The organism is Pseudomonas sp. MIL9, assembly GCF_016887925.1.
Taxonomy (GTDB): Bacteria; Pseudomonadota; Gammaproteobacteria; order Pseudomonadales; family Pseudomonadaceae; genus Aquipseudomonas; species Aquipseudomonas mohnii.
Genome location: NZ_JAFEHE010000034.1, coordinates 1 through 25,405, shown reverse-complemented (window position 1 = coordinate 25,405; position 25,405 = coordinate 1). Strand labels below are relative to the sequence as shown.

The 25,405-nt window shown below is 60.6% G+C and carries 24 protein-coding genes; 13 read left to right on the top strand and 11 right to left on the bottom strand.

Features of this window, described 5'->3' with window-relative positions; all coding sequences use genetic code 11:
• The first annotated feature begins 4 nt into the window (after positions 1 to 4).
• Both JQF37_RS29005 and JQF37_RS29000 read left to right on the top strand, forming a co-directional pair.
• A complete protein-coding gene (locus JQF37_RS29005; RefSeq protein WP_047527863.1) occupies positions 5 to 814 on the top strand; it encodes an ABC transporter permease in 810 nt (269 codons plus the stop codon).
• A gap of 17 nt (positions 815 to 831) precedes the next feature.
• Positions 832 to 1,986 carry an ABC transporter ATP-binding protein gene (locus JQF37_RS29000; RefSeq protein WP_130210449.1) on the top strand — a complete coding sequence of 385 codons (1,155 nt, stop codon included), beginning with the start codon at positions 832 to 834 and terminating at the stop codon, positions 1,984 to 1,986.
• Positions 1,987 to 2,703: 717 nt separating this feature from the next.
• Here the strand turns inward: JQF37_RS29000 and JQF37_RS28995 are convergent.
• On the bottom strand, positions 2,704 to 4,110 hold the full coding sequence (locus tag JQF37_RS28995; protein ID WP_130210443.1) for a cytosine permease: 1,407 nt from the start codon (positions 4,108 to 4,110) through the stop codon (positions 2,704 to 2,706).
• A 323-nt stretch (positions 4,111 to 4,433) separates the two neighbouring features.
• Between JQF37_RS28995 and JQF37_RS28990 the strand changes: the two genes are divergently transcribed.
• From JQF37_RS28990 to JQF37_RS28965, 6 genes are all read left to right on the top strand, one after another.
• On the top strand, positions 4,434 to 4,919 hold the full coding sequence (locus JQF37_RS28990; protein ID WP_047527859.1) for a flavin reductase family protein: 486 nt from the start codon (positions 4,434 to 4,436) through the stop codon (positions 4,917 to 4,919).
• 718 nt (positions 4,920 to 5,637) lie between these two features.
• The gene (locus JQF37_RS28985; protein WP_130211446.1) at positions 5,638 to 6,681 is read left to right on the top strand and encodes an LLM class flavin-dependent oxidoreductase; all 1,044 of its coding nucleotides are present in this window, start codon (positions 5,638 to 5,640) and stop codon (positions 6,679 to 6,681) included.
• 130 nt (positions 6,682 to 6,811) lie between these two features.
• The gene (locus JQF37_RS28980; protein ID WP_167361809.1) at positions 6,812 to 6,964 is read left to right on the top strand and encodes a hypothetical protein; all 153 of its coding nucleotides are present in this window, start codon (positions 6,812 to 6,814) and stop codon (positions 6,962 to 6,964) included.
• 133 nt (positions 6,965 to 7,097) lie between these two features.
• Positions 7,098 to 7,775, top strand: coding sequence for an isochorismatase family cysteine hydrolase (locus JQF37_RS28975; RefSeq protein ID WP_130211448.1), 678 nt, complete (start codon positions 7,098 to 7,100; stop codon positions 7,773 to 7,775).
• Positions 7,776 to 7,780: 5 nt separating this feature from the next.
• A complete protein-coding gene (locus JQF37_RS28970) occupies positions 7,781 to 9,142 on the top strand; it encodes a cytosine permease (protein ID WP_130211449.1) in 1,362 nt (453 codons plus the stop codon).
• A gap of 144 nt (positions 9,143 to 9,286) precedes the next feature.
• Complete coding sequence (locus JQF37_RS28965) at positions 9,287 to 9,739, top strand: hypothetical protein (RefSeq protein WP_130211450.1); 453 nt, start codon at positions 9,287 to 9,289, stop codon at positions 9,737 to 9,739.
• 133 nt (positions 9,740 to 9,872) lie between these two features.
• Here JQF37_RS28965 and JQF37_RS28960 read toward each other — a convergent pair whose 3' ends face one another.
• The 5 genes from JQF37_RS28960 to JQF37_RS28940 form a co-directional block, all read right to left on the bottom strand.
• Positions 9,873 to 10,538 (bottom strand): HAD-IA family hydrolase, encoded by a 666-nt coding sequence (locus tag JQF37_RS28960; RefSeq protein ID WP_130211451.1) that lies wholly within the window; start codon positions 10,536 to 10,538, stop codon positions 9,873 to 9,875.
• Positions 10,539 to 10,591: 53 nt separating this feature from the next.
• Positions 10,592 to 11,002: a response regulator gene (locus JQF37_RS28955; RefSeq protein ID WP_130211452.1), complete on the bottom strand. Its 411-nt coding sequence runs from the start codon at positions 11,000 to 11,002 to the stop codon at positions 10,592 to 10,594.
• A gap of 294 nt (positions 11,003 to 11,296) precedes the next feature.
• Positions 11,297 to 11,593 carry a pentapeptide MXKDX repeat protein gene (locus tag JQF37_RS28950; RefSeq protein ID WP_130211453.1) on the bottom strand — a complete coding sequence of 99 codons (297 nt, stop codon included), beginning with the start codon at positions 11,591 to 11,593 and terminating at the stop codon, positions 11,297 to 11,299.
• A 53-nt stretch (positions 11,594 to 11,646) separates the two neighbouring features.
• A complete protein-coding gene (locus tag JQF37_RS28945; protein WP_130211454.1) occupies positions 11,647 to 12,432 on the bottom strand; it encodes a molybdopterin-dependent oxidoreductase in 786 nt (261 codons plus the stop codon).
• Positions 12,429 to 13,046, bottom strand: a complete 618-nt coding sequence (locus tag JQF37_RS28940; protein ID WP_130211455.1) for a cytochrome b/b6 domain-containing protein — start codon at positions 13,044 to 13,046, stop codon at positions 12,429 to 12,431. Before JQF37_RS28940 ends, JQF37_RS28945 begins: the two co-directional genes overlap by 4 nt.
• A 309-nt stretch (positions 13,047 to 13,355) precedes the next feature.
• Here JQF37_RS28940 and JQF37_RS28935 point away from each other — a divergent pair, with 309 nt between their 5' ends.
• Positions 13,356 to 14,297, top strand: coding sequence for a class I SAM-dependent methyltransferase (locus tag JQF37_RS28935; RefSeq protein WP_130211456.1), 942 nt, complete (start codon positions 13,356 to 13,358; stop codon positions 14,295 to 14,297).
• Positions 14,298 to 14,340: 43 nt separating this feature from the next.
• Here JQF37_RS28935 and JQF37_RS28930 read toward each other — a convergent pair whose 3' ends face one another.
• The gene (locus JQF37_RS28930) at positions 14,341 to 15,114 is read right to left on the bottom strand and encodes a helix-turn-helix transcriptional regulator (protein ID WP_130211457.1); all 774 of its coding nucleotides are present in this window, start codon (positions 15,112 to 15,114) and stop codon (positions 14,341 to 14,343) included.
• 111 nt (positions 15,115 to 15,225) lie between these two features.
• On the opposite strand from JQF37_RS28930, the gene JQF37_RS28925 reads away from it, so the two are divergent.
• Entirely contained in the window at positions 15,226 to 16,329 is a 1,104-nt protein-coding gene (locus tag JQF37_RS28925) for a polyamine ABC transporter substrate-binding protein (protein ID WP_130211458.1), read from the top strand.
• 163 nt (positions 16,330 to 16,492) lie between these two features.
• Positions 16,493 to 17,623 (top strand): P1 family peptidase, encoded by a 1,131-nt coding sequence (locus tag JQF37_RS28920; RefSeq protein WP_130211459.1) that lies wholly within the window; start codon positions 16,493 to 16,495, stop codon positions 17,621 to 17,623.
• A gap of 1,018 nt (positions 17,624 to 18,641) precedes the next feature.
• Here JQF37_RS28920 and JQF37_RS28915 read toward each other — a convergent pair.
• From JQF37_RS28915 to JQF37_RS28900, 4 genes are all read right to left on the bottom strand, one after another.
• Positions 18,642 to 19,364 carry a GNAT family N-acetyltransferase gene (locus tag JQF37_RS28915; protein WP_130211461.1) on the bottom strand — a complete coding sequence of 241 codons (723 nt, stop codon included), beginning with the start codon at positions 19,362 to 19,364 and terminating at the stop codon, positions 18,642 to 18,644.
• Between the two features lie 175 nt (positions 19,365 to 19,539).
• Entirely contained in the window at positions 19,540 to 20,592 is a 1,053-nt protein-coding gene (locus JQF37_RS28910) for a DUF2235 domain-containing protein (protein ID WP_130211462.1), read from the bottom strand.
• Between the two features lie 2 nt (positions 20,593 to 20,594).
• A complete protein-coding gene (locus tag JQF37_RS28905; RefSeq protein WP_130211463.1) occupies positions 20,595 to 21,197 on the bottom strand; it encodes a YceI family protein in 603 nt (200 codons plus the stop codon).
• Positions 21,198 to 21,363: 166 nt separating this feature from the next.
• Positions 21,364 to 22,725 carry an MATE family efflux transporter gene (locus JQF37_RS28900; RefSeq protein WP_204149908.1) on the bottom strand — a complete coding sequence of 454 codons (1,362 nt, stop codon included), beginning with the start codon at positions 22,723 to 22,725 and terminating at the stop codon, positions 21,364 to 21,366.
• 479 nt (positions 22,726 to 23,204) lie between these two features.
• Between JQF37_RS28900 and JQF37_RS28895 the strand changes: the two genes are divergently transcribed.
• Positions 23,205 to 24,017 carry a transporter substrate-binding domain-containing protein gene (locus tag JQF37_RS28895; RefSeq protein WP_130211641.1) on the top strand — a complete coding sequence of 271 codons (813 nt, stop codon included), beginning with the start codon at positions 23,205 to 23,207 and terminating at the stop codon, positions 24,015 to 24,017.
• Between the two features lie 590 nt (positions 24,018 to 24,607).
• Positions 24,608 to 25,267, top strand: a complete 660-nt coding sequence (locus tag JQF37_RS28890) for a carbonic anhydrase (protein WP_204149907.1) — start codon at positions 24,608 to 24,610, stop codon at positions 25,265 to 25,267.
• Positions 25,268 to 25,405 lie beyond the last annotated feature (138 nt).

The window sequence follows — 25,405 nt, the reverse complement described above, 5'->3', positions numbered from 1 at the left end:
CGTCATGCTCCTGACCCCCAATGCCATGAGCCGCCGGATGCGCTTCGGCCTGTACGCCACCACCGGGCTGATCGGTCTGTTCCTGTTGCTGCCGATCGTGTTCATCGTGCTGCTGTCGTTCGGATCGTCGCAATGGCTGGTGTTCCCGCCACCGGGCTGGACGCTGAAATGGTACGTCCAGTTCTTCTCCAACGCCGACTGGATGAACGCGGCCATGGCCAGCCTCAAGGTCGCGGTGCTGACCACGTTCTTCGCCGTGGCCCTGGGTTTGCCGACGGCGTTCGCCCTGGTGCGCGGCCGCTTCCCTGGCCGGGAAATGCTCTACGGCCTGTTCACCCTGCCGATGATCGTGCCGCTGGTGATCATCGCCGTGGCGGTGTACGCGCTGTTCCTGAAACTGGGCTACACCGGGACGATGTTCGCGTTCGTGGTCAGCCATGTGATCGTCGCGTTGCCGTTTACCATCATCTCGATCATCAACTCGCTGAAGCTGTTCGACCAGTCGATCGAGGATGCGGCGGTAATCTGCGGTGCCTCGCGCCTGCAAGCGGTGTTCAAGGTGACCTTCCCGGCGATTCGTCCCGGCATGGTGGCCGGCGCCCTCTTCGCCTTCCTCGTCTCGTGGGATGAAGTGGTGTTGAGCGTGATGATGGCCAGCCCGACCCTGCAAACCCTCCCCGTGAAAATGTGGACCACCCTGCGCCAGGACCTGACGCCCGTGATCGCCGTCGCTTCGACGCTGCTGATCGGCCTCTCGGTATTGGTCATGGTGATCGCCGCCGCACTGCGCCGGCGCAACGAAATCAGCGCCTGAGCGCGCAGGAGAACGACATGAGTGCAGTGATCAAAGATAGCGCCCAGCAAAACGACCAGCCGCTGGTCAGCCTGCGCAACCTGAACAAGTACTACGGCGACTTCGCCGCCGTGGACAACATCTCGCTGGACATCAAGGACGGTGAGTTCCTGACCTTCCTCGGCTCCAGCGGCTCCGGCAAAAGCACCACCCTGTCGATGCTCGCCGGCTTCGAAACCCCGAGCAGCGGCGAGATCCTGGTCAATGGCCAGTCGCTGGTCAACGTGCCACCGCACAAGCGCGACATCGGCATGGTGTTCCAGCGCTATTCGCTGTTCCCGCATCTGTCGGTGCGCGACAACATCGCCTTCCCGCTGACGATTCGCAAACTGGCCGCGGCCGAACGTGAACGCCGGGTCGATGCCATGCTCAAGCTGGTACAGCTGGAACAATTCGCCCACCGCCGGCCTTCGCAACTGTCCGGCGGCCAGCAGCAACGGGTCGCCATCGCACGGGCACTGGTCTATGAGCCACGCATCCTGCTGATGGACGAACCGCTCGGCGCACTGGACAAAAAACTGCGCGAGGACTTGCAGGATGAACTGCGCCAGCTGCATCGCCGCCTGGGCATCACCATCGTCTACGTGACCCACGACCAGGAAGAAGCCATGCGTTTGTCCCAGCGCATCGCGATCTTCAGCCACGGCAAGATCGTTGGCCTGGGCAGCGGCTACGACCTGTACCAGAACCCGCCGAATGCCTTCGTCGCCTCGTTCCTCGGCAACTCGAACTTCCTCAAGCTCAAGGCCCAGGGCAATGCGGCGGCTTCGTTTGAAGGGCAGTCACTGTCGATCCGCCTGACCGCCGGGCTGCAAACCAACCAGGATGTACTGCTGATGGTGCGTCCGGAAAAGGCGTTAGCCTTGAGTGTTGAGCAAGCGGCCCAAGAGCCACTGGCCGCCGGCTGGAATGAAGTCTCGGCCAAGGTCGTGGAAGTGCTGTTCCTGGGCGAGAGCCAGACCTGCAGCGTGGTGACCTCGGGCGGCACGTCGATGACGGTCAAGGCGCTGTCTGCCGCCGGCATGCCCATGAAGGCGGGGGATCCGGTGCGTGTGCGCTGGGCGACGGCGGATGCTTGCGTTTATACGGAGTGGGCTGAGAGCGATTTGAACAAGGCGGCTGGGGCCCATTGATTTTTTGAGCTCCATGCCAGTGGAGCGGTAGATATTTTTCACCCTCGGGTCACCGCAACGTCGGGTTGTGGTGGCCTTTTTTTTGCTTTTTGATTGGGGACATATCCGTTGTTTCGATGACGGCCACTTATGGTTTCGCTCTTACAGCGAGTCACTTGGAAAAGCCCCAAGTAACCAAGGGCTCTTGCCCCTGGCGTTCGGTGCCTCGCTGTGGCTCGGCATGCCCTCTCTCCAGTCCTGCTCCGTGGGCCTCCACTCGGCCTCTCGATGGGGCAAGAAAATCAAAAGCAAAAGCGAGGCGGCCTGACAGCCGACCTGATTGCAGGCTTGTCCCCGATTCCATTGTAGGAGCGAGCCTGCTCGCGATAAACGTCCAGACAACGCGATCATCCAGACAGCACGCGTTATCGTTAACATCCATCGCGAGCAGGCTCGCTCCCACTGGAGATCAGGTACAGCCGTAAAAGTCAGGTCGGCTGTCAGGCCGCCTCGCTTGCTTTTGATCGTGGGGTACCGCTAAACCACGATGGCCGAACGCAGGCATTGCGCAGTGGCGGGGCAAAGCCTTTTGGTTCCTTTTCTGCGTTTGAAAAAGGGACTCGCTGTAAGAGCGAAACCGCCAGCGACCATTACCGCAGCAACGGATATGCACACAGCCAAAAACAGAAATGCCCGGCAAAAAGCCGGGCATTCCAGACAAACATCGCCAATCAACAATCAGTCAGTAAAACCAAACCGCGCCACCCCGCTCAACCGGGCCTGCCCACGGGTCGCCAGGCAGTAATACAGCGGACACGTCACCACCAACCCCACCAGCCACGACAGATCCGCGCCCTCAACCAGATTGGCATAAGGCCCGACATACAGCGACGTATTGGCGAACGGCAATTGCACAATGATCCCGATGAAATACGCCACGATCGCATGCAGATTGAACCGTCCATAGATCCCGCCATCCGCACGGAAGATCGAGGCAATGTCGTAGCACCCACGCTTGATCACATAGAAATCGATCAGGTTGATCGATGCCCACGGCACCAGTACCAACAGCAGCGCCAGAATCAGCCCGATGAACTGCGAGATGAAGTCCGCCGAAGCGCCCAGCGCCACCACGCAGCAACCGGTCAGCACCACGCTCGACAACACCACGCGCACCTTGATGCTCGGCGTCCACTGACTGGCAAACGTCTGGATCGAGGTGATGATCGACAGCACCGCACCGTACAGATTCAAGGCGTTGTGGCTGATGATGTTGAGCAGGAACAGCACCATCAGGATCGGCCCCAGCCAACCGGTGGATTGCTTGACCGCAGCCATCGCTTCAGTGCCTTCCGGGGTTGCCAGGACCGCCACCGCGCCGAAAGTGAACGAGAGGATCGTGCCCAGGGTCGCGCCCAGGTAGGTGGCGAAGAACGGACGCGTGATGCCGATATCCGCCGGCAGGTAGCGCGAGTAGTCCGACACATAAGGCGAAAAGCTGATCTGCCAGATGATTCCCAGGGACACGGTGGCCAACCAGCCGGACAGGTTGAAACCGCCACGGGTGAAGAAGTCCACCGGCAAGTCATGGGCGAAGATGTAGAGGAAACCGGCGAGCAGCGCGCTGCCCATCACCCAGGTGCCGATGCGGTTGAGGGTATGGATGAAGCGGTAACCGATCACCCCGATGGCGGTAGCGCTGAGGGCGCCGATCAGGATGCTGGCGGGCACCGGGACCGAAGGCACGATGCCGACGATCGACTTGCCGGCCAACACGATGTTGGAAATGAAGAAACCGACGTAGATCAGGGCAGCAAAGAACACGATCAGCAGCGCGCCATAGCGGCCGAACTGACCCCGGCTCTGGACCATTTGCGGGATGCCCATGCGCGGGCCCTGGGCCGACGCCAGGGCAATCACCAGTCCACCGACCATGTGCCCCAGGGCAATCGCCAGCAGCCCCCAGAACAAATTGAGATGGAACACTTGAACCACCATGGCACCGGTGACGATGGGCAGTGGTGCAATGTTGGTGCTGAACCATAGGGTGAAAAGATCGCGGGCCTTCCCGTGGCGCTCTGCGAGTGGAACGTAGTCGACCGTGTGATTCTCGATCAATGGGTCTTGCCGGGACATCTGGGACATATGCATGAACTCGAGTTTGTCTGTTCTTATCTTTGTATGAAGCCAAACCGGGGGGACTCTCTGGCCGCCCCTCAGATGAACACCATATTATGGTATTCCAAACTTTTCACAAGACTGATCCGGTCTTTGCAAGCCCATCTGATCTGCAATCCTGCCGCAAAATCCCGCCCTCTGCCTGGCTGAAAGCCCTGTATTTATTGCCCTCAAGACCAGAGGTGTACGTTTATCGGTCGGTAGAAAAAGCCCTTGCAAACGATGTATTACGGTATACCATCAGACCTACAAACTCATAAAAACCACGCACCACACCCGAGGACAGTCCAATGATCGATGCCGCCATCTACAAACAAGTCATGGGCTCGTTCCCGTCGGGCGTAACCGTGATCACCACGCTCGATGATGACGGGCAAATCGTCGGCCTGACGGCCAGTGCGTTCAGCTCGCTGTCCATGGACCCGGCCCTGGTGCTGTTCTGCCCCAACTACAGCTCCGACTCCTACCCGGTTCTGATCAAGAACAAACGCTTTGCCATTCATGTGCTTTCCGGCGGGCAGCAGAGCGAAGCCTATGCCTTCGCACGCAAGGGCAAAGACAAGGCACAAGGCATCGAGTGGACATTGAGCGAGCTGGGCAATCCGATCCTGGCCAACGCCACGGCGGTCATCGAATGCGAACTGTGGCGCGAATATGAAGGGGGCGACCACGCGATCATGGTCGGCGCCGTGAAGAACCTGATCGTGCCCCGGCAGAATGCCGGCCCCCTGGTGTATTGCCACGGCAAGATGGGCGCCCTGCCCGTTCTCGCCTGACTTCAAACAATTCTGCTATCGCACAATTCATGTGGGAGCGGGCTTGCCCGCGATGGGCGTCAACGATAACGCCGGCTGTCTGATTGCCCGTGTTGTCCGTGCGTTTTTCGCGAGCAGGCTCGCTCCTACAGTCTTGGGTTCCACGCAAATCCTTGTGGGAGCGGGCTTGCCCGCGATGGGCGTCAACGATAACGCCGGCTGTCTGATTGCCCGTGTTGTCCGTGCGTTTTTCGCGAGCAGGCTCGCTCCTACAGGTTTGGGTTCCACGCAAATCCTTGTGGGAGCGGGCCTGCCCGCGATGGGCGTCAACGATAACGCCGGCCGTCTGAATGCCCGTGTTGCCCGCGCGTTTTTCGCGAGCAGGCTCGCTCCTACAGGTTTGGGTTCCACGCAAATCCTTGTGGGAGCGGGCCCCCGATGGGCGTCAACGAAAACGCCGGCTGTCTGAATGCCCGTGTTGTCCGCGCCGGAATACATAACCGCCCTCCTGCGTGCCCAGGGACAGATAGGCATAAGCCGAGTGACTCTTGGTATGTGACCGCCTGAGAGAAATATTTTGCGGATATTCCGTATTATGGTATACCAATAATCAATCAGCCGAACAGCCGTACTCAGGAACGCGCTTTACACTGGCGAGAACACCGGGGAGCCCTGCGCTCATTCCAGGCAACAGGCCCGCAGTCGACAGGCCGACAACAAAAGATCCGAGGTAAGCGTCATGAAATTTTCCCTGTTCGTACACATGGAACGTTGGGACGAAAGCATCAGCCATCGCCAGCTGTTCGAAGATTTGACCGAGCTGACCCTGATGGCCGAGGCCGGTGGTTTCAGCACCGTCTGGATCGGTGAACACCACGCCATGGAATACACCATCTCGCCGAGCCCGATGCCGCTGCTGGCCTACCTGGCTGCCAAGACCACCACCATCCACCTCGGCGCCGGCACCATCATCGCGCCGTTCTGGCACCCCATCCGGGTCGCCGGCGAATGTGCGTTGCTGGACGTGATCAGCAACGGGCGCATGGAAGTGGGCCTGGCCCGTGGCGCTTACCAGGTTGAATTCGACCGCATGGCCGGCGGCATGCCAGCCTCAAGCGGCGGCCAGGCACTGCGGGAAATGGTTCCGGTGGTCCGCGCGCTGTGGCAAGGCGACTACGCCCATGACGGCGACATCTGGAAATTCCCGACCTCCACCAGCGTGCCCAAGCCGGTTCAGAAACCCAACCCGCCGATGTGGATCGCCGCCCGTGACCCGGACTCGCACAACTTCGCCGTGGCCAATGGCTGCAACGTCATGGTGACGCCGCTGATGAAAGGCGACGAAGAAGTACTGGACCTGAAGAACAAGTTCCAGACCGCACTGGACAACAACCCGGACGTGCCGCGCCCGCAACTGATGGTGCTGCGTCACACCCATGTTCACGCAGTCGATGATCCCGAAGGCTGGAAGGTCGGGGCCAAGGCGATCGCCAAGTTCTATCGCACCTTCGATGCCTGGTTCGGCAACAAGGAAACCCCGGTCAACGGCTTCCTGGCGCCAAGCCCGGAAGAGAAATTCGCCGGCCGTCCGGAGTTCGAACTGGACAGCCTGCACAAGACCGCCATGATCGGTACCCCGGAAGAGATCATTCCGCGCATCAAGTACTATCAGGAACTGGGTGTCGACGAGTTCAGCTTCTGGTGCGACAACAGCTTGCCGCACGCCGAGAAGAAGAAGTCCCTGGAGCTGTTTATCAAACACGTGGTCCCGGCGTTCCGCTGAGTCCTCTGAGTTGCTTTATGTAGGAGCGAGCTTGCTCGCGATGGATGTCAGCGATAACGCGTGCATTCTGAATCAACGCGGTGCCTTTAAGTTTCTCGCGAGCAGGCTCGCTCCTACAGGGTCGATTCCCATGTTCAATGGTCGTCTCCAATCACTCGCCCTCCCCTCCGGCGCCGCGCGGGCTTATCTGCGCGGTGAATGGACCGCTTCGCACCTGCATTTCAAGCGTCTGCGCGCCAGTGTTTCGGCCAAGCAGAACGGCTTCTGGCAAATAGTTCACTGAGCACTCCCGAACAGGAATCCACGTACCTCGGCGCCAGGCGATAGCCTCGCGTTTGCGGTGCATTGTGCTTCGGCCCGATGTTTATCGGGCTGGCTGGACGCAACAGTGTCCGGCCCATGATCAGGTTTGCTCCATGAACAATAAAAACGCACTGTTGATCATCGACCTGCAACAGGAGGACGGTTTCGTCCTCGAACACTTCGATTCGGTGCTGGCCAACACCGCCACACTGCTCGAAAGCGCCCGCCAGCAGCGGGTCCCCGTTATCTATACCCGCCATATCAACCAGGCCGACGGCAGTGATCTGCCACCGGGCGAACCCCGCGCCGCCGATGGCGGCCCGAGCGGCTATCGCGCCGGCACGCGGCAAGTGGAGATCATCCAAAGCCTTGCCCCGCAGCCCGATGAAGCCGTCGTCGATAAAGGCCGCTACAGCGCTTTCCACCGTACCGACCTCGATGCCCGGCTCAAGGCACTGGACGTCGACACGCTGATCATCGGCGGCGTACTGACCGATGTCTGCGTGTTGACCACGGTGTTCGATGCCTTTGCCCTCGGCTACCACATTCGCCTGGTCAGCGATGCGTGCACCACGACCACCGAGGCCGGGCACTATTCGGCGCTGTTGATCATGGCCAACTGGGTCTATTCCCTGGAAATCCTCACCACCGGCGAATGCCGCCGCGCCCTGGAAAACCGTGACTACGTGAGCCTGAGTCCCGAACACCCGGACCTGTTCGCCCACCAGCCCCACGAACTGCAAAACACCATCGCCCGCCTGCAAACCCACCTCGTCCGGACTCAGGAGTGATCGCCATGCAAGTTGAAAAAAGAAGCATCGATTTCATCCCCGAAGCCGAACGTCATGGCCGGCCGGGTTCGCTGTTTTTCATCTGGTTCGGCGCCAACATGAACATCACCACCATCGCCTCGGGTGTGCTGCCGGTGGTGATGGGGCTCAACCTGTTCTGGAGCGCCCTGGCGATCATCATCGGCTCGTTGGTCGGGGCGATATTCATGGCCTCCCACTCCGCCCAGGGACCGAAACTGGGCATCCCGCAGATGATCCAGAGCCGGGCTCAGTTCGGCGTGCTCGGGGCGGTGTTGCCGCTGCTGTTCGTGATGCTGATCTACCTGGGATTCTTCGTCAGCAACACCCTGCTCGCCGCCCAGGCGCTGGAGTCGGTCAGCCCGTTGCCCGCCAATGGCAACATCTACCTGATCGGCGCCTTGTGCTTCGTCGTCGCGCTCTACGGCTATCGCTTGATTCACCGCTTGCAGAAGCTGTTGTCGATCCTTTCGCTGCTGGTGTTCGTCGTCGCCACGCTGTTCGCCCTGCAACTGTCGATTCCGCCCGAGCAATGGCTGCCAACCGGGTTCTCGCTGTCGAAATTCCTGGTGGCCGTGAGCATTGCCGTCACCTGGCAACTGTCCTATGCGCCTTATGTCGCCGACTATTCGCGCTACCTGCCCAGCCAAACGCCGACCGCCAAGGTGTTCTGGTACAGCTACGCCGGTACGGTCAGTGGCGGTGCGTGGATGATGATTCTCGGGGCGATCCTGAGCGTCGGCATCGGCGACTTCTCCAGCAACGTCGGCGGCCATGTCGCCGGGCTGTTCGGCAGCGGCGCCCTGCTGCTGTTCGCCTTCATCGTCTATGGCCAGGTGTCGATCAACGTCTTCAACCTGTATGGCGCCTTCATGTCGACCATCACCGTGATCGAACCCTTCGCCCGCCTGAAAGTGACGCCCCGGGTGCGCGGCCTGTTCATGCTGGTGATCAGCCTGGTGGCCACGGCCCTGTGCACCATCAGTCAGGACGACTTCATCACCTTTTTCCTCAACTTCATTTTCTTCATGAGCTACTTCCTGATCCCGTGGACGGCGATCAATCTGGTGGACTACTACTGCCTGCGCAAAGGTCAGTACCGGATCGATGACATTTTCGACGTCAATGGGATCTATGGCCGGGTCAACGGGATCGCCTGCGGCAGTTTTGTGCTGGCGATTGCGTTGGAGATTCCGTTCATGAACACCACGCTCTACGTCGGCCCGGTCGCCACGGCGCTCGACGGCGTCGACCTGGCCTGGCTGGTGGGGTTGCTGGTGCCGGCCTTGAGCTACTTCTGGCTGATGAAACTGGGCAAGCGCACGCCGGTGCTGAAGCAAGCGTCGTAATCATTAATCTGTGGCGAGGGAGCTTGCTTCCTCGCCACAAGTCAGTGTTCGACCTAGAGTGGACTGCATTGCAGTCCCGGACAGCGATTAATGAGCTATACCCCTTAATCACCCATTGCGGTTCTTCTGTGCAGGAGGTTGGCAATGAAATTCAGAAACTCACTTGCCGCGCTCATGGTCATGACCAGCCTGTTCGGCTGCGCCACTTCATCAAACCAGAGCGTGTCCGTTACGTTGGTTGCCACCCGGCAAAACACTGGTCAGATCGGCAATGTCGCCTTGTCCGACTGGGGCAAACAGACCGGCCTCAGCTTCTTCATCAGTGGTGTTCCAACCGGAGCGGTGCTGCCCTTGCGCCTCTATTCGTTCATCAACAAGGGCAGTTGCGCAAAACCCGGGCCCGTCGCCTACGCCATGAACGACAAGGTCAATACCGAACGCCAGGCCGTACGCGGCTGGGCGTTCAGCCGAAGCGCCCCCGTCGAATTGTCCGTGCTGCTGGCCGGTGAGTATTCCATTGTCGTGCGTACTGCGGCGACCGACGGCAATGTCGATATTTTCTGTGGCGACATCAAGCAAGGCGTTGCGCAGAAGTAGCTCAAGGCCAGCACCCGCAACCCGACTGGCGAGGCGACGCCGGCAGCGGCGCGAACGCCCCTCTGAACGCTCACCTGACGGCCCTTCAGCAGAACCTGCTGGCGGGCTTTTCTTCATTGGAAGGCGCTATCGCTCACAAAATCTGCAGCCGGATCAGGTCGTCGTTCAGTCTGGCCACAATCCGGTCATAACCGGCCAGGGTCGCGTGCGCCGTCTGAATCGGCTGATCATGGGTGGCCGTGACGATCAGCAAATCCGCCCCCGCCGCTTCGGCCGCGAGAATGCCAACGGTGGCGTCTTCGAACACCAGGCACTCGGTGATCTCGACACCCAGTCGCCGGGCCGCCAATCGATAACCGGCCGGATCAGGTTTGCCGGCGCTGACGTCTTCGGCCGTGACCATCACCTGCGGCTCGGGAATCCCGGCGGCGGCCATGCGGCGCAACGCCAACGCTCTGGGGGCCGAGGTGACGATGGCCCATCGATGGGCCGGCAATGACTTGAGAAACCCCGCCGCGCCCACCACCTCAGCCACCCCGTCGACATCCTCGAGTTCCGCCTGGGTGATCCATGCCGCTTCGGCTTCGGCATCGACGCCGGGTAACGCCAGACGGCTGATCGTGTCGATGGCACGGGCACCGTGGATGGTCGGCAGGAATGTCTCGACATCGACGCCGTGACGCATGGCCCAGGTCGCCCAGACGCGCTCGGCGGCCGCAATGGACGTCAGTACGGTGCCGTCCATATCGAACAGGAAGGCGCGGTACGGGTTATGGAAAACGGAGGTTTGAGCGGACAAGGCGGACCTTCCTGTCTAATGGATCTGGCGGGTGTGACGGCCAATGTACAGGATCAATGCGGCGGAGGATCAGCCTGCAATGCGTTTTGTACGCAGTCGAGCAACTGCCCGAGGGCCCAGGGTTTCTTGATGAACGAAACCGCATGCCGCACGCCTGAACTTTCGGGGGGTTCATAGCCGGACATGATCATGATCGGCTTGTCCGGCCAGCGATCACCGAACAGGTTGGCCAGGTCCGCACCATTGAGCTTGCCCGGCATGGTGATGTCGGTCAGCAGCATCCGCACCTCCTGCGCATGCTGCTCCAGATACTGCGCTGCAGCGTCCGCACTGGTCTGCGGCTGCACCACAAAGCCTTCGTCCTGCAGGATTTCACAGAGAAACTCCAGAATCAGCGGGTCATCCTCAACCACCAGGATCAACCCGCCGGGAAGGTGTGCGCCCGCCGTCGGTACTTGACTCATGACCGTGCCGCTCCCTGATTGCTTCAATGAATTCGCGGGCTCAACGCCGCTGCCTACAGGTAGGAGCAGCGGAGTGGGCGGAAATTCATTTTTGATACAGGCAAAGGGGAAAACCAGGCAATGGCATGGGGCATGACTTCAAGTCATAGGGTGATAAACCTGTAGGAGCGAGCAGGCTCCGGGCGGCGTTCCGACGATGGACTTGAGAACACCGCGGGGTATCAGACTCCCCGCGTTTTCGTTGACGTCCATCGCGAGCAGGCTCGCTCCTACAGGGATTACAGCTGTACGGGCTTACTGGGACATGGCGTCCTTTTTCATCGCGTCCTTGCTCATGCTGTCCTTGGACATGGCGTCTTTCTTCATCGCATCTTTGGACATGGCATCTTTTTTCATCGTGTCCTTGGACATGGCGTCCTTGGACATCGAATCCTTGGTCATCGCGTCTTTTTTCATCGTGTCCTTGGACATGGCGTCCTTGGACATCGAGTCTTTGCTCATGCTGTCATTGCTCATCGTATCGGCGGCAAACACGCTGGCGGCGCCGACGGCCAGGCACATGGACAGAACAACGGTGGTCAGCTTCTTCATGATGAAACTCCTTGATGCGTGGGGTGTGTACAAAGGAAAAGGCCGGGCGCCCGTCAGCTGCCACCGAACCAGTTGTAGCCCTGGTCTTCCCAGTAGCCACCGCTGTAGGTGTTGCTGACGAAAATCGCCTGGATGTGTTTCGGGTTCTTGTAGCCGAGCTTGGTGGGCATGCGCAGCTTCATCGGGAAGCCGTATTCGCGTGGCAACACCGCGCCGTCGTAGGTCAGCGTCAGCAACGTTTGCGCATGCAGCGCCGTGGCCATGTCGATGCTGGTGTAGTAGTCGTCGGCGCATTTGAAGCCGACGTATTTGGCATCGGTGTCGGCGCCCACGCGCTTGAGGAAATCGCTGAAGCGCACACCCCCCCAGCGGCCGATCGCGCTCCAGCCTTCGACGCATATGTGCCGGGTAATCTGGTCGGTCTGCGCCATCGCACGCAGCTCTTCAAGGCGCCAGCTTCGCTTGTCGGCGACCAGGCCGGTCACTTCCAGGCGATAACTCTCCTCGTCCACCGTCGGTGCCTCGTCGATGCCGTAGAAGGCGTTGAAAGGAAACGGCCGGGTGATCATCGATTCCGGATAGGTCGGCGCCATGGCGTTGGGGTTGAACAGCCAGCCCTGCACCCGATCGTTGAAGCGCGACATCGACGACAACGCGGTGTCGACGCTTTCGTTGTCGGTGAGGTTGCAGCCGGACAACATGGCCACGCCACCGAGGGTCAGGCCGCGCAGCAGGAACGAACGGCGCGAGCGGTCTTCGATCTGCGGGGCGAGGATTTTCCGGGCGTCGGTCAGGATGGACGACTCATCCAGTCCCGATCCTTGAATGCGCTTTTTCATACGTGCTCCTTACGGCCAACGATCATGGCCACCAGCGTTTTTGGCACCAGTGCGACCATCACCAGATGCACCGCCACGAACGCGACCAACAGCGCCATGGCGAAGAAGTGCACACGTCGTGCGCCTTCGTAGCCCCACAACAGTTCACGCAACAGCGGGAACTGCACGGACTTCCACAGCACCAGCCCGGAGAGCACCAGCAGCGTGATGTCGACCATTACGAACAGGTAGGCCACGCGCTGCACCTGGTTGTAATGGCTGAGGTCGGCGTGACCGAGTTTGCCCCGCAACGCGGCCCACAGGTCATGCATCACGCCTTTGGGCGAGACCGGGAAAAACCGTCGTTTCAGGCGCCCGCTGAACAGGTTGAACGCCAGATAGACAAGACCGTTGATCGCCAGGAACCAAATGGCCGCGAAGTGCCATTGCAGCGCACCACCGAGCCAGCCGCCGAGGGTGATCGACTTGGGAAAGCTGAAATCGAAGATCGGCGAGGCGTTGTAGATGCGCCAACCGCTGGTGACCATGACCAGCACCGCCAGGGCGTTGAGCCAGTGGGTCAGCCTTAGCCATCGTGGATGGCTGGCTCTGGGTGAGGCAGGTAGCGGCGACATGACGGGCTCCCGGCTGTTGTTGTTCGTTGGGGCCGAGTATGGGAGGCACAAGGTCGCCAAATCCTCACGTAAAGTTAAATAAATCGTGATAACTGCCCACCCGGTCCCTTGTAGGAGCGAGCCGGCTCCGGGCGGCGTTCCGACGATGGACTTGAGAACGCCGCAGGGGTGTCAGACTCCCCGCGTTTTCGTTAACGACCATCGTCGGAACGCCGCCCGGAGCAGGCTCGCTCCTACAGGGTTTGGGTGATCCATCCCAGAGGCAACTATGGTTAAATGCCGCCCCCTTCAAATGACCGACCCGACCCGATGAATCCTGAAGCCCTCGCCACCCTCCGCGAACATTTGCTGACCGCCCTGGCGGCCGCCCCCGCCGAAACCCGCCGCCTGTTCCATGGCCGTGGCCGCTGCTGGCCGGGGCTGGAGCAATTGACCGTGGACTGGCTGCAGGGCGTGGTGCTGGTGGCGTTGTTCAAGGAGCCGGAAGCGGCGCAATTGGAGGCGTTGAAACAGCTACTGCTGGAACTCACGCAGTCAGGTGCCTGGGCGCAATCCGGCGCGCACACCCTGCTGCTGCAACATCGCTACCTGCTGCAAAGCACCACCGAATGGTTGCTCGGGGAAGAAGTCGACGAGCTGACGATTGTCGAGGGCGGTCTGAAGTACCGGGTGGACCTGGGGCGCAAACAGAACACCGGCCTGTTCTTGGACATGCGCTACGGCCGCGACTGGGTAAGGGCCAACGCCGAGGGCAAACGGGTACTGAACCTGTTCGCCTACACCTGCGGCTTCTCTGTCGCCGCCATCGAGGGCGGCGCGACCCACGTGGTCAACCTCGACATGTCCAGCCCGGCCCTGAGCCGTGGTCGCGACAATCATCGGCTCAACGGCCATGACCTGGGCAAGGTGACGTTTCTCGGCCACGACCTGTTCAAGTCCTGGGGCAAAGTCATCGGCAAAGGCCCGTACGACCTGGTGATCATCGACCCGCCGTCGTTCCAGAAAGGCAGCTTCCTGCTGACCAAGGACTACCAGCGCGTGTTGCGCCGCTTGCCGGAATTGCTCGCTGAAAACGGCACTGTCTTGGCGTGTATGAACGACCCGGCCTTCGGTGCCGACTTCCTGATCGACGGCGTCACCCGCGAAGCGCCGAGCCTGCAATTCATAGAGCGGCTGGAGAACCCGCCGGAGTTTCCGGATGCCGACATCGAATGCGGGTTGAAGGCGCTGGTGTTCAAACTGAAGAGCTGAAAACACCTTCGCCGGCAAGCCGGCTCCTGCAAAAGCGAAAGCGTCAGTGCGGCCGCAACACCAGCGCGAACAGCTCGCCATGCCCGTTCACGTTGAGCTTGTGATAGAGGTTGCGCCGATGCACTTTCACCGTCTCCGGCGAGATGCCCATTTGCTGGGCGATGGCCTTGCTGGAGAAGCCCTGGAGAATCAGGCGCGCGGTTTCGATTTCCCGTGCCGACAAGCGTGCGTCGAAGCGGTCCAGCAAGGTCGCCAGATCACCGGCCACCGCCTCGGCGGCCGGCCCTTGCAGCGGCAGCAGTTGCGTGTGTCGACGCATCGCGGCCAGCACCCAATCGCGCACGCACAGCAGGCGCCCCTGCTCTTCGAGGCTGAAGCGTGTCGAACGCCCCAGTGACAAACCGAGCACGGCGCCGTCGACGTTGAGCATGAACTGCAATTCGTCGCCGCCGACCACCGAGCAGAAGTAACTCAGGTAGTACTCGCTCTGCTGGAACTGGTCGGGCGCCACCGAGTCGAGGCTGTGCAAGCCATCGGCGATGCCCGCGCACACCGCCAGGTAAAACGGATCGAGCAGGTACATGCCGGCGCGGTAATCCGCCAGTTCTTCATGCTCGTCGGCACCGCCCCGCGAGTCGAAATCGATCAGCAGGCTGGGCACCCTTCCCGCCTGCATCACCGCGACCAGCGCGTTGTCCAGCGGCACCAGCAAACGCAGGGTGTCGACCAGCGCCCGCCAGAATCCTTGCTGGCCCACGGTGCCAAATACCCGCGCCAGGCCCTGGTGCAGCGGTAACTCTTTCAACAACGCGTCCACGCACTACCCCTTTCGAGTAACCCATGATGGGAATGGGTAACGGCCACCCCGGTCGATACGCTGCAGACTCCTGATTATCACCGGCCTGCAGCAGGCCAGGAGTGCCGCATCATGAGAGGTCACCGCTCGTATTTCAATCTGGGGCTTGGCGCCTGTCTGGCGATCTCGTTGTCGGCGGTCGCCGCCGATGGCGAGACCGTGCACGTGTACAACTGGTACGACTACATCGGCCCGAACACCCTGCATGACTTCAAGCGTGACACCGGTATCCAGCCGGTCTACGACACCTTCGACAGCGCCGAAGTCCTGGAAGGAAAACTGCTGACCAGCCGCAGCGGCTACGACGTGGTGGTGGCCAGTAACTTCAGCCTGCCGACCCTGATCAAGGCCGGCGCCCTCGCCCCGCTGCCTCACGCCCGGATGCCGGATTTCACCAACATGGACGCCGATCTGATGGCGAAACTGGCCAACAACGATCCGGGCAACCAGTACGCCGTGCCGTACCTGTGGGGCACCAACGGCATCGGCTACAACGTCGACAAGGTCCGTGCTGTCCTGGGTGACAAGGCGCCGGTGGATTCCTGGGACCTGGTGTTCAAGGAAGAGAACCTGGCCAAGCTCGGCCAGTGCGGCGTGGCGATGCTCGATTCGCCCTCGGAAATGCTGCCGGTCGCCCTGCACTACCTGGGCCTGCCGCCCAACAGCACCAACCCCGAGGACTACAAGAAGGCCGAAGCGCTGCTGCTCAAGCTGCGTCCGCACATCGCCTACTTCAATTCGTCGAAATTCATCAGCGATCTGTCCAACGGCAACATCTGCGTCGCGGTGGGCTGGTCCGGCGCGATGCTGGAGGCCAAGGCCACCGCCGAACAGGCGGGCAATGGCGTGAAGATCGCCTACAGCCTGCCCAAGGAAGGTGCGCCGGTGTGGTTCGACACCCTGGTGTTGCTCAAGGATGCCCCGCATCCGCAACAAGGGCTGGCCTTCATCGACTACCTGATGCGTGCCGACGTCATTGCCCCGGTCAGCAATCACCTCAACTACCCCAACGGCAACCGCAACGCGACGGCCCTGGTGGCCGAGGCGACCCGCAACAACCCTGCGGTCTACCCGTCGGCCGAGGCCCTGGCCACCCTGTTCACCCTGCAACCCTTGCCGCCGGCTACCGAACGGGTGCGGACGCGGATCTGGAGCAAGGTCAAGAACGGCCAGTAACCAATCACTAATCCTGTGGGAGCGAGCCTGCTCGCGAAGGCGTCGGGTCAGACGACATCACCTTGCCTGATACACCGCATTCGCGAGCAGGCTCGCTCCCACAAGTGGATCACCGCTGTTAGTCAGACATTTTTAACCCACGAATTCGAAGATGAGTAAACCGATGAAACCACGTGCCCGCGACCTCAATATCCAGTTTGGCCACCTGCAACCCGGCCCGTTCAATGCCATCACCGACGTCCCCGGTGTGCGCGTCGGCCACAGCGATGTGCGCGGCCGCAGTGCCAAGGGTCGTGACATCCTCACCGGTGTCACCGTGATCGAACCGCGCGCCGGTTCTACCAGCCTGCAACCGTGCTTTGCCGGCGTCCATGTGCTCAATGGCAATGGCGACGCGACCGGTCTGGAATGGATACGCGAAGCGGGTCTGCTGACCAGTCCGATCGCCTTCACCAACACCCATAGCCTGGGCGTGGTGCGTGATGCGCTGATCGTGCTGGACCGCGAGCAGCAACCGGACGACGGCCGGCTCTACTGGAGCATGCCGGTGGTGCTGGAAACCTTCGACGGTCTGCTCAATGACATCAACGGTTTCCATGTGCAGGTCGAGCACGTGGCCCAGGCCCTGCGCACGGCAGAAAGCGGCCCGGTGGCCGAGGGCAATGTCGGTGGTGGCAGCGGCATGATTTGCCATGAATTCAAGGGCGGTATCGGCACCGCTTCGCGACGGCTGAACAGTGCCCAGGGCGGCTGGACGGTTGGCGCCATCGTCCAGGCCAACCACGGCATTCGCGGGGAGTTGCGCGTCGATGGCTACCCGGTCGGGCGCTACATGGAACAGGTGGATTCGCCGTTCCTCAAGGCGTCGCTGCCGCACCCGGGCATGGGGTCGATCGTGGTGTGCCTGGCCACCGATGCACCGTTGCTGCCGCACCAATGCACACGCCTGGCCCAGCGTGCCAGCCTCGGCCTGGCTCGCACCGGCGGTGGCAACGAAGACCACAGCGGTGACATCTTCATCGCCTTTTCCACCGGCAACCCGCACGTGCCGCCCGCCGCCTACGAGAGCAAACGCGCGCCCACCACGGGCAACCTGAGCATGGTCAACAACGATCACATCAGCGAATTGTTCCTGGCGGCCACCGAAGCGGTGGAAGAAGCCATCATCAACGCCCTGCTGGCCGCCGACAGCGCCGAAGGCAATGGGCATGCCGTACCGGGACTGGATGCCCGGACGCTGCTCGACGCTTTGCAGCAGGCCGGTTGGCCAGGCGCCCGGCAGGGGAAAAGCTGACAATTATGGGGGTGACTCGACTAGCGGTACTTGAGGCCGAACCCCCAACTTTCTACGATGATTCTGCGCAGCCGCTTGCTTGCCCAAGCCGTTGCGCAGGTGGTGAGTGTACTGACCCCCTATCAAGCTCACCGCCTGCTTCACGCGCATATTGAGCCTCAATGGCTCCACTTCCTCCCCATCAAAGAGCTTTGAGGCTCTTTTTTAACTGCGCGACTTCCAGACCAGAAAAAGCCCGGCAAATGGCCGGCAAATGGCCGGGCTTTGTGCCGTCTGAAATCCGCCCCTTGTGGGAGCGGGCCTGCCCGCGATGGGCGTCAACGATAACGCCGGCCGTCTGAATGCCCGTGTTGTCTGTGCGTTTTTCGCGAGCAGGCTCGCTCCTACAGTTTTGGGTTCCACGCAAATCCTTGTGGGAGCGGGCTTGCCCGCGATGGGCGTCAATGATAACGCTGGCTGTCTGAATGCCCGTGTTGTCTGCGCGCTTTTCGCGAGCAGGCTCGCTCCTACAGGTTTGGGTTCCACGCAAATCCTTGTGGGAGCGGGCTTGCCCGCGATGGGCGTCAACGATAACGCTGGCTGTCTGAATGCCCGTGTTGTCCGCGCGTTTTTCGCGAGCAGGCTCGCTCCTACAGGTTTGGGTTCCACGCAAATCCTTGTGGGAGCGGGCCTGCCCGCGATGGGCGTCAACGAAAACGCCGACCGTCTGAATGCCCGTGTTGCCCGCGCGTTTTTCGCGAGCAGGCTCGCTCCTACAGTTTTGGGTTCCACGCAAATCCTTGTGGGAGCGGGCCTGCCCGCGATGGACGTCAACGATAACGCCGGTCGTCTGAATGCCCGTGTTGCCCGCGCGCTTTTCGCGAGCAGGCTCGCTCCTACAGGTTTGGGTTCCACGCAAATCCTTGTGGGAGCGGGCTTGCCCGCGATGGGCGTCAACGATAACGCTGGCTGTCTGAATGCCCGTGTTGTCTGCGCGCTTTTCGCGAGCAGGCTCGCTCCTACAGTTTTGATCGGGTTGTCAGACCAGGCGCAAGCGTGGGCCAATGGCCGGCACCGCGTCTTCCCCCAAGCGTTCGCGCACAAACTCGTTGGCCTTGCGCGTCAATTGGTCCAGATGCCGGTCACGCTGTTTTTCCGCGTCGAGCATGGCGCGCTTGCCGTGCTTTTGCAGCAGGTAGGTATGAATCTGCCGCACCTCCAGGGAGCTGTAGATCGACGCCACATCCAGCAACGCCATCAGGCCGTCGCTGCCGTGGTCGCGGGTGTTCATCAGCACCTGGGTAGCGCGCACACCCACGACCTGAAAGCCCATCGCTTCGAAGTACGGCACCTTGGCCACCGCGCAGGTCAGCTCGGCATGGGGATAACGACCGACCATCTCGCGCAGCATCTTGCGCGCAACGCCCTGGCGCCGATGGCCGGCATCCACCGCCATATAAGCCACGCCGCATGCCTCGGGATCATCCTTGACCGGCAAGTACAGCAAAAAGCCGATGACCTTGTCCGGGTCGTCCAGATCGGTGGCGACCAGCAACTCCACATCAATTCCTTTCGCCCCGTTCAACGCCTCCAGATACAGGTGCACCTCATAGCCGATCGCATACTGGTAGACGTTGTACAACAGGTTGCTGGGCGGGATCGCGACCATGCTGATGTCGGTCAGGTTATCGACCACCATCTGCAGGATCTGGCTGTTGATGTGCTCGGGGCACGGGGTTTTGAAGTGGCTGATCTGGGGCATTGCGCGGGCTGACTCCGGGGGCTGGGGTGAAGCGTTGATCGCGGGGCTGCCTATCATAACGTGCCCGGGCGCATTACTGGCCTGCGTTGAACGATCGGCTGGAGGCGTTGCGGTATCGGGGCTGACATGCTCAATCAGCCGCACGCCGCCCCCCCGCTTCCATCGCCCCCCTGAATCAACTGATCTTGTTCACCGGCCGGTAATCACCCGATAAAAACACTCCTACCGGATTCTTGGGCCGATACGTGGCCTCGGTCGTTACGCGCTGCTGCACGCTGTCATCGATGCATTCCTCGCCGAACGTTTTAGTGCCGACGGGCCGAAAATACCGGGCGTTGAGCAAGCGGTAGGTTCCACCGAGGAAATCACTGTAGGAGTCGGTGATATCAGGCAGGGTTTTGGGCTGCCGGGGAATTTTCATCGGGTCCAGCTCCAACCCGCAGTCCATGGCCTTGTTGGCCATCCAGCGCAGCGGGATATCCGACAGCGTATTGTCGGTATAGCCGCCGCCCACGTTGGCATGGGCCCCACAGAACCACAGCTGCTCCATGACCTGATTGGGCTTGGCGATCGGGTCCCACAGTGTGCATTCGTAATTTTCCCGATGCTCATCGATGGCCACGGCATGGAAGGCATTGCGCACAATCCCGCTGAGCTCCGTGTCGTGAAATTCGTAATATTTGTGGTTGAACCACTCGGCCGATTTGAACGGAACACCCAACGCCCCGACCGTGTCCCAGACGCCCAGGAAGTGGATCTCGATTTCCCGCGAGTAACTTTGTCGAAAGTACTGGGCGTTTTCGGTGTCGGCACTGGAGTCGCGGGTGCGGTACAGGCTGTAGGCCTCATCGATACGATTGAGGTGTCGTTTGGTCAGCAACCCGACGTTTCGAATCAGCCCCACCAGGCTTCGCGCCGAATAAGCGCCGCGACTGAAGCCGATGATGTACACCTGATCACCGTCTTCGTAACTCTTGGCCAGGGCCAGGTAACCCTCCTTGATCTTCTTCGACAGGCCCACCCCGAATGCGCCGCCTTCAAGCTTGTCGTACCAATCGGTGCCCACACCGGCGATGTACACCGCATGCTGGACCGTGCCGTCCTTGTGCGCGGGCAGGATCGCATCATGCAATTTAACGACGTTGGTGCTGGAGTCGCCGTCGATTTCCGGCGCCTGATCCGGCAGGTTCCAGGTACCGTCAAAGGCGATGATGATTTTTTTTGGCATGACTATCTCCCTTCAGTAACGGGCATTGCTTGATCGCTGCGTTGCGGCGCAACCATGCGAAACCGGATGTTGATGTCGTCGGAAACCACACCGCTGGCGAACTCCCCTTCGCCGATGTTGAAGTCACTGCGTTTAAGCGTTAACTGACCGTCGAAGATGCCGATGGCGTTCTCCGCCTTCAGCAGAACCGGCACCACCACCTCCCGTGTTTGCCCACGGAGCGTGAGATGACCGGTGATCTGATAGCGGTTGTTGCCCAGGCCTTTGGCGCCGTTCGACTCAAACATCGCCTGCGGATAAACCGCCGTATCGAACCAGGCGGTTTTCTTCAATTCGCTGTTGGCGTCGCTGCTGCCGGCATCGATGCTGTCGAGCTCGATGATCAACCTGGCATGGGCCGATTCGGGCCTGTCCGTGTCGAAATAGAGGGTGCCTTCAAACCTGGCAAAGGTGCCATACACGCTCGACCCCATCTGGTCATAGGTAAAGCTGATGGTACTGGCCGTGGTGTTGACATCGGCGTACTCCGCCGCCTCGGCGACGGACTGCACGCCCGCCGCAAAGATGGCCGCCAGGAGGGTGAAACGAGGCAATCGAAAGTTCATGGAACGCTCCGGGCCAGAGCCTCCTCAGGGGTTGAGGTGGCCAGCGCACGCCAGCCGGCAACAGAAGGACTAAAGCAAAGAACGGCGCTTTATTCCACCTCATACCCGCTGTGGCGGATCGCCAGCATTCGCGATGCGCCAGACGTCAGGCGTATTCCTGACATACCTACACCAACCGCTCAATCTTCTGATGCTTCCACACCTGTTTGTAGTACAGCGTCTGCAACGCCAGCATCCCCAGGTACGCCAGCGGAAACGCCATCCACACCCCCGGCAGCCCGAACCGCGCATCCAGCACGTACGCCGCCGGCAACTGCACGCCGACCACGCACACAATGGAAATCCCCACCGGCACCATCACCGTGCCACTGGCGCGCATGATGCCGCCGATGACCGCCTGGAAGCCGAACACCAGCAGGCTCCAGAGCATGATGTGCAACAGGTGTTCGGCCATGGTTCGCGTCGCCTCTTCGGTGAGGAACAGGCCCAGCAACCAGTGCGACAGCACATAACTCAACACCACCAGGCCGCCGGTCAGGCACAGGCTGATCATCAGCCCCGTGCGCAAAATCGAGCCGATGCGTTCGATGCGCCCTGCCCCAATCGCCTGCGCGCCGAGGATCGACGCCGCGATCGCAATCGACAGCGCCGGGAACTGCACGTAATTGACGATCTGCGTCACCGCGCCATACGCCGCCGTCGCCTGGGAACCGTGCTGGTTCACCAGCGCCAGGATCACCAGCTCCGACAGCGACAACACCACCATCTGCAACCCGGTCGGCAAGCCGATGCGCAGCACCTTGCCGAGGATCGCCCAGTCCAGCTTCATCGCCGCGAAGAACTCCCGGTCCGGCGCCAACGGATGCCCCCTGCGAATCAGGCGCCACGCCAGCCAGCCCATCGCCGCCAGGTTACTGACCAATCCGGCAAACGCCGCACTCTGAATCCCCATCGGCGGCAACCCCACCCAGCCGCGAATCAACGCCGGCGTCAGCGCCAACCCGATACAGGTCGAGACCACCAGCGCCAGCAGCGGCGACAAGGTATCGCTCACCCCGCGCAGCAACTGGGTGAACAGCACGAACACCAGCAGCGTCGGCATGAACCACAACATCACATGGGCATACGCCACCGCATCGTCCAGCACATCCGCCGGCGTCCCCAACCCCACCAGCGACGCCCGCGCAAACACACTCCCCACCACCGCCGCGACCAGACCGATCAACAAGCCCAACGACAAGGTCGACCCGGCAATGGCCTTCACCAAATGCTTCTCCCGCGCGCCCCAGGCCTGCCCGATCAACACCCCCGCCCCCGCGCCGAGGCCGATGATCAGGGCGATGAAGAAAAACACGATGGGGAACATGCCGGACACGGCGGCCAGGGCCTGGGTGCCGAGCATTTGGCCAATGTAAATGCTGTTGACGGTGCCGGACATGGCCTGAAGGAAATTCGACAGGACCATGGGGGCGAGAAACAGGAGGTAGGTTTTCCAGAGGGGGCGTTGGGGTTGGGTGGGGGTTTGCATGGGGTGGAGGTCCATCTCGACGGCGTGAGGATTGATAGGGATAGCTTCGGTGAGTTACGCGTAAGGGGCAACGAACATTTCGGGGTTGGGTTTGGATTTCTGGCACTGGGGGGAAAAGTCTGAGGTTTTGTCGTCGAGGGTCCTACAAAAAGCTCGGAATGGCTCACCTCCCGCGCGGATACCATGCCGCTTATAGTCTGCGCCGTCGCCCACATGGCGATTCGGGTTTGGCGACCTGACAGCAGACGGGCGTTGGTTTCGTTTTATCTGGGCCAAAAAAGCAGGCCGTCGTTGCGGGTCGCCAGGGTGAAAATGCCCCCGGTTCTTGAACAAGGCCAAGTATCTGCATAGTCTTGCCGGGCGTTTCCATCGATAGCCATTAGCGGCTATTGATCGTCGACTGGGAAGTGGGGCTGCGATCGACCTGTGCTCGAGGTATCGACCTACTGTTATGAGGGACGACCGTTCAATGAGGAAACATGCATTCAGCAAAGATGAACTCAAGCAAGTGGCAGTCCAGACCGATGCTGCTGATGTGCCTTCTTTATCTGCTGGCTCCGAGCACCGTCGCTGCGCTGGAAACGCGTGAGACGATGACGATCCTGGCAGAGGATGCAGCCCCGCCATGGTCGAAGCATGACGGCACGGGTTACGCCAATGACGTAGTGGTCGCCGCCTTCAAGGAAATGGCGGTCGACGTTCAGCTCAAAGTCGTACCCTACGCCCGTTGCAAGTACATGGTGCTCAATGGCACGAACATGGCTTGCTTCAACATGAGTTGGTCGCCCGAATTCGAGGGCAAGGTCAAACTGGCCGCGCAACCCATCTATACGGTTAACAATGACATTTTCGAACAGGTGAACGCGCCCTTGCCCAAGCCAAGCAAAGGCACATGCACCTTGCCGCCCGGCACGGTAGTGGGCTCAGTCAGAGACTACGAGTACTCGACCCAAGCCACAGCGCTACGGTCCTCGGGAATAGTGTTTGAGAGCGCCGAATCTGATGGGCAGAACCTTCAGAAGCTCGCTGCTCGCCGCCTGTCTGCCGCCTTGATAGTGACCAGTGACCTGGAAGCAAAAGAGCAGAAGGCCAAACTGGCGGGCACAGAAGACGCGGTTCGGTTTGCCTTCAGTTGTGGGGTGGTGACCGCGACCATAGGCTTTAGCCTGACTCACCCTGACGGATTGCGGGCATTGAAGATCTATGAGGAAGGCTATCGGCGTATACAGGCTAACGGCGTGCTCGAGCAAATCCATATCCGCAGGTTCCCCTCGCAACCTGTCGTTGATTGATGACGGGAAAATGAATGCCCGTCGTGATGGGCAGCAATCGGACCCGTACTGGACTCACAGAGCGCAAGCGCTCTCGTCATCTACGCTATTCCAGCAAACACGAAGTTGAGAGCGAGGATAGGGAATGACCGTTGGCCGTAAAGATGATCTTGCCTATTCAATCCTGCTAAATCACGTCCGTTCTCCTTTACGCAAGCATGGGCGCCGAAGGGTAGCTTGTGCTTGGGCACCTATTTTTCATGCCCGGCATATTGGTGGGCACAGGAGTGTCAGCTTGGCTATTGAGGTACCGCGTGAAAGCAAGCTTGTCATGGCTTCGTTTTCTGCCTGTGGCGACCGGCTGAAACGGCCAGAAGCGCTTATGGGATGCCTATAAAATCCAGGCCATTCACGCGCCTTTACAGGCCAGCGAAAGATCAATGGCAGCTGCCAGCGGGCATCGGACATCCGCCGCGCTGGTCGTGTCTCGAAGAGCATCGTTGATCGAGTAAAGCCAACGCGCGTGAGGTCTGCGATAATGACGACCACTGCGGCGCGATGGCATATCGAGTGCTCGTGCCACCATCCGCTATTCGGGTTTGGAGGACTCCATGCGTGACATTATTGACGGCTTTCTGCGCTTTCAGCGCGAGGTTTATCCGCAACGCGTCGAGCTTTTCAAGCAGCTCGCGACGACACAAAATCCGAAGGCGTTATTCGTCACCTGCTCAGACAGTCGTGTTGTGCCCGAACTCCTTACACAGCGCGAACCGGGCGAACTGTTCGTGATTCGCAACGCCGGCAACATTGTGCCGTCGTATGGTCCAGAACCCGGCGGCGTCTCGGCCACCGTCGAATATGCGGTCGCAGTACTCGGCGTACAGGACATCGTGATCTGCGGTCACTCAGACTGCGGAGCGATGGGCGCGATTTCACGTTGCACGTGTCTGGATCATCTTCCGGCGGTTGCTAACTGGCTACGTCACTCGGACGCCGCGAAAGCGATTAACGCGGCGCATGAGTTCGACACGCCCCGCGCGAAACTCGATGGCCTCGTGCGCGAAAACGTGATCGCGCAACTGGCGAATCTGCGTACGCATCCATCGGTGGCTCTCGCGCTCGAGCAGGGGCGCATGAATCTGCACGGCTGGGTCTACGACATCGAGGCGGGGTGGATCGATGCGCTGGATGGCGCGACACGACAGTTCGTTTCACTTGCTGACTCGCCGACCACCGTGGCGATCGCTGCGCGCAACGGCAGACAGATGTAATGGCGACAGACAAGTGAGGGTGGCCGCATTACTTCCGGTCCTTCGTGAATGTCTGTTTTAAACCGATTCTGTTGAAAAAGTATCTCTCCTGTTTGGCCTGCGGCAAAATACGCTTATCGGCAGGCGGGAGGGTACGCA

Bases quoted from the DNA above. Each gene is read 5' to 3' on its own strand.
- JQF37_RS29005 (WP_047527863.1), top strand. From the start codon at position 5: ATGCTCCTGACCCCCAATGCCATGAGCCGCCGGATGCGCTTCGGCCTG.
- JQF37_RS29000 (WP_130210449.1), top strand. From the start codon at position 832: ATGAGTGCAGTGATCAAAGATAGCGCCCAGCAAAACGACCAGCCGCTG.
- JQF37_RS28995 (WP_130210443.1), bottom strand. From the start codon at position 4,110: ATGTCCCAGATGTCCCGGCAAGACCCATTGATCGAGAATCACACGGTC.
- JQF37_RS28990 (WP_047527859.1), top strand. From the start codon at position 4,434: ATGATCGATGCCGCCATCTACAAACAAGTCATGGGCTCGTTCCCGTCG.
- JQF37_RS28985 (WP_130211446.1), top strand. From the start codon at position 5,638: ATGAAATTTTCCCTGTTCGTACACATGGAACGTTGGGACGAAAGCATC.
- JQF37_RS28980 (WP_167361809.1), top strand. From the start codon at position 6,812: ATGTTCAATGGTCGTCTCCAATCACTCGCCCTCCCCTCCGGCGCCGCG.
- JQF37_RS28975 (WP_130211448.1), top strand. From the start codon at position 7,098: ATGAACAATAAAAACGCACTGTTGATCATCGACCTGCAACAGGAGGAC.
- JQF37_RS28970 (WP_130211449.1), top strand. From the start codon at position 7,781: ATGCAAGTTGAAAAAAGAAGCATCGATTTCATCCCCGAAGCCGAACGT.
- JQF37_RS28965 (WP_130211450.1), top strand. From the start codon at position 9,287: ATGAAATTCAGAAACTCACTTGCCGCGCTCATGGTCATGACCAGCCTG.
- JQF37_RS28955 (WP_130211452.1), bottom strand. From the start codon at position 11,002: ATGAGTCAAGTACCGACGGCGGGCGCACACCTTCCCGGCGGGTTGATC.
- JQF37_RS28950 (WP_130211453.1), bottom strand. From the start codon at position 11,593: ATGAAGAAGCTGACCACCGTTGTTCTGTCCATGTGCCTGGCCGTCGGC.
- JQF37_RS28945 (WP_130211454.1), bottom strand. From the start codon at position 12,432: ATGAAAAAGCGCATTCAAGGATCGGGACTGGATGAGTCGTCCATCCTG.
- JQF37_RS28940 (WP_130211455.1), bottom strand. From the start codon at position 13,046: ATGTCGCCGCTACCTGCCTCACCCAGAGCCAGCCATCCACGATGGCTA.
- JQF37_RS28935 (WP_130211456.1), top strand. From the start codon at position 13,356: ATGAATCCTGAAGCCCTCGCCACCCTCCGCGAACATTTGCTGACCGCC.
- JQF37_RS28925 (WP_130211458.1), top strand. From the start codon at position 15,226: ATGAGAGGTCACCGCTCGTATTTCAATCTGGGGCTTGGCGCCTGTCTG.
- JQF37_RS28920 (WP_130211459.1), top strand. From the start codon at position 16,493: ATGAAACCACGTGCCCGCGACCTCAATATCCAGTTTGGCCACCTGCAA.
- JQF37_RS28915 (WP_130211461.1), bottom strand. From the start codon at position 19,364: ATGCCCCAGATCAGCCACTTCAAAACCCCGTGCCCCGAGCACATCAAC.
- JQF37_RS28910 (WP_130211462.1), bottom strand. From the start codon at position 20,592: ATGCCAAAAAAAATCATCATCGCCTTTGACGGTACCTGGAACCTGCCG.
- JQF37_RS28905 (WP_130211463.1), bottom strand. From the start codon at position 21,197: ATGAACTTTCGATTGCCTCGTTTCACCCTCCTGGCGGCCATCTTTGCG.
- JQF37_RS28900 (WP_204149908.1), bottom strand. From the start codon at position 22,725: ATGCAAACCCCCACCCAACCCCAACGCCCCCTCTGGAAAACCTACCTC.
- JQF37_RS28895 (WP_130211641.1), top strand. From the start codon at position 23,205: ATGCATTCAGCAAAGATGAACTCAAGCAAGTGGCAGTCCAGACCGATG.
- JQF37_RS28890 (WP_204149907.1), top strand. From the start codon at position 24,608: ATGCGTGACATTATTGACGGCTTTCTGCGCTTTCAGCGCGAGGTTTAT.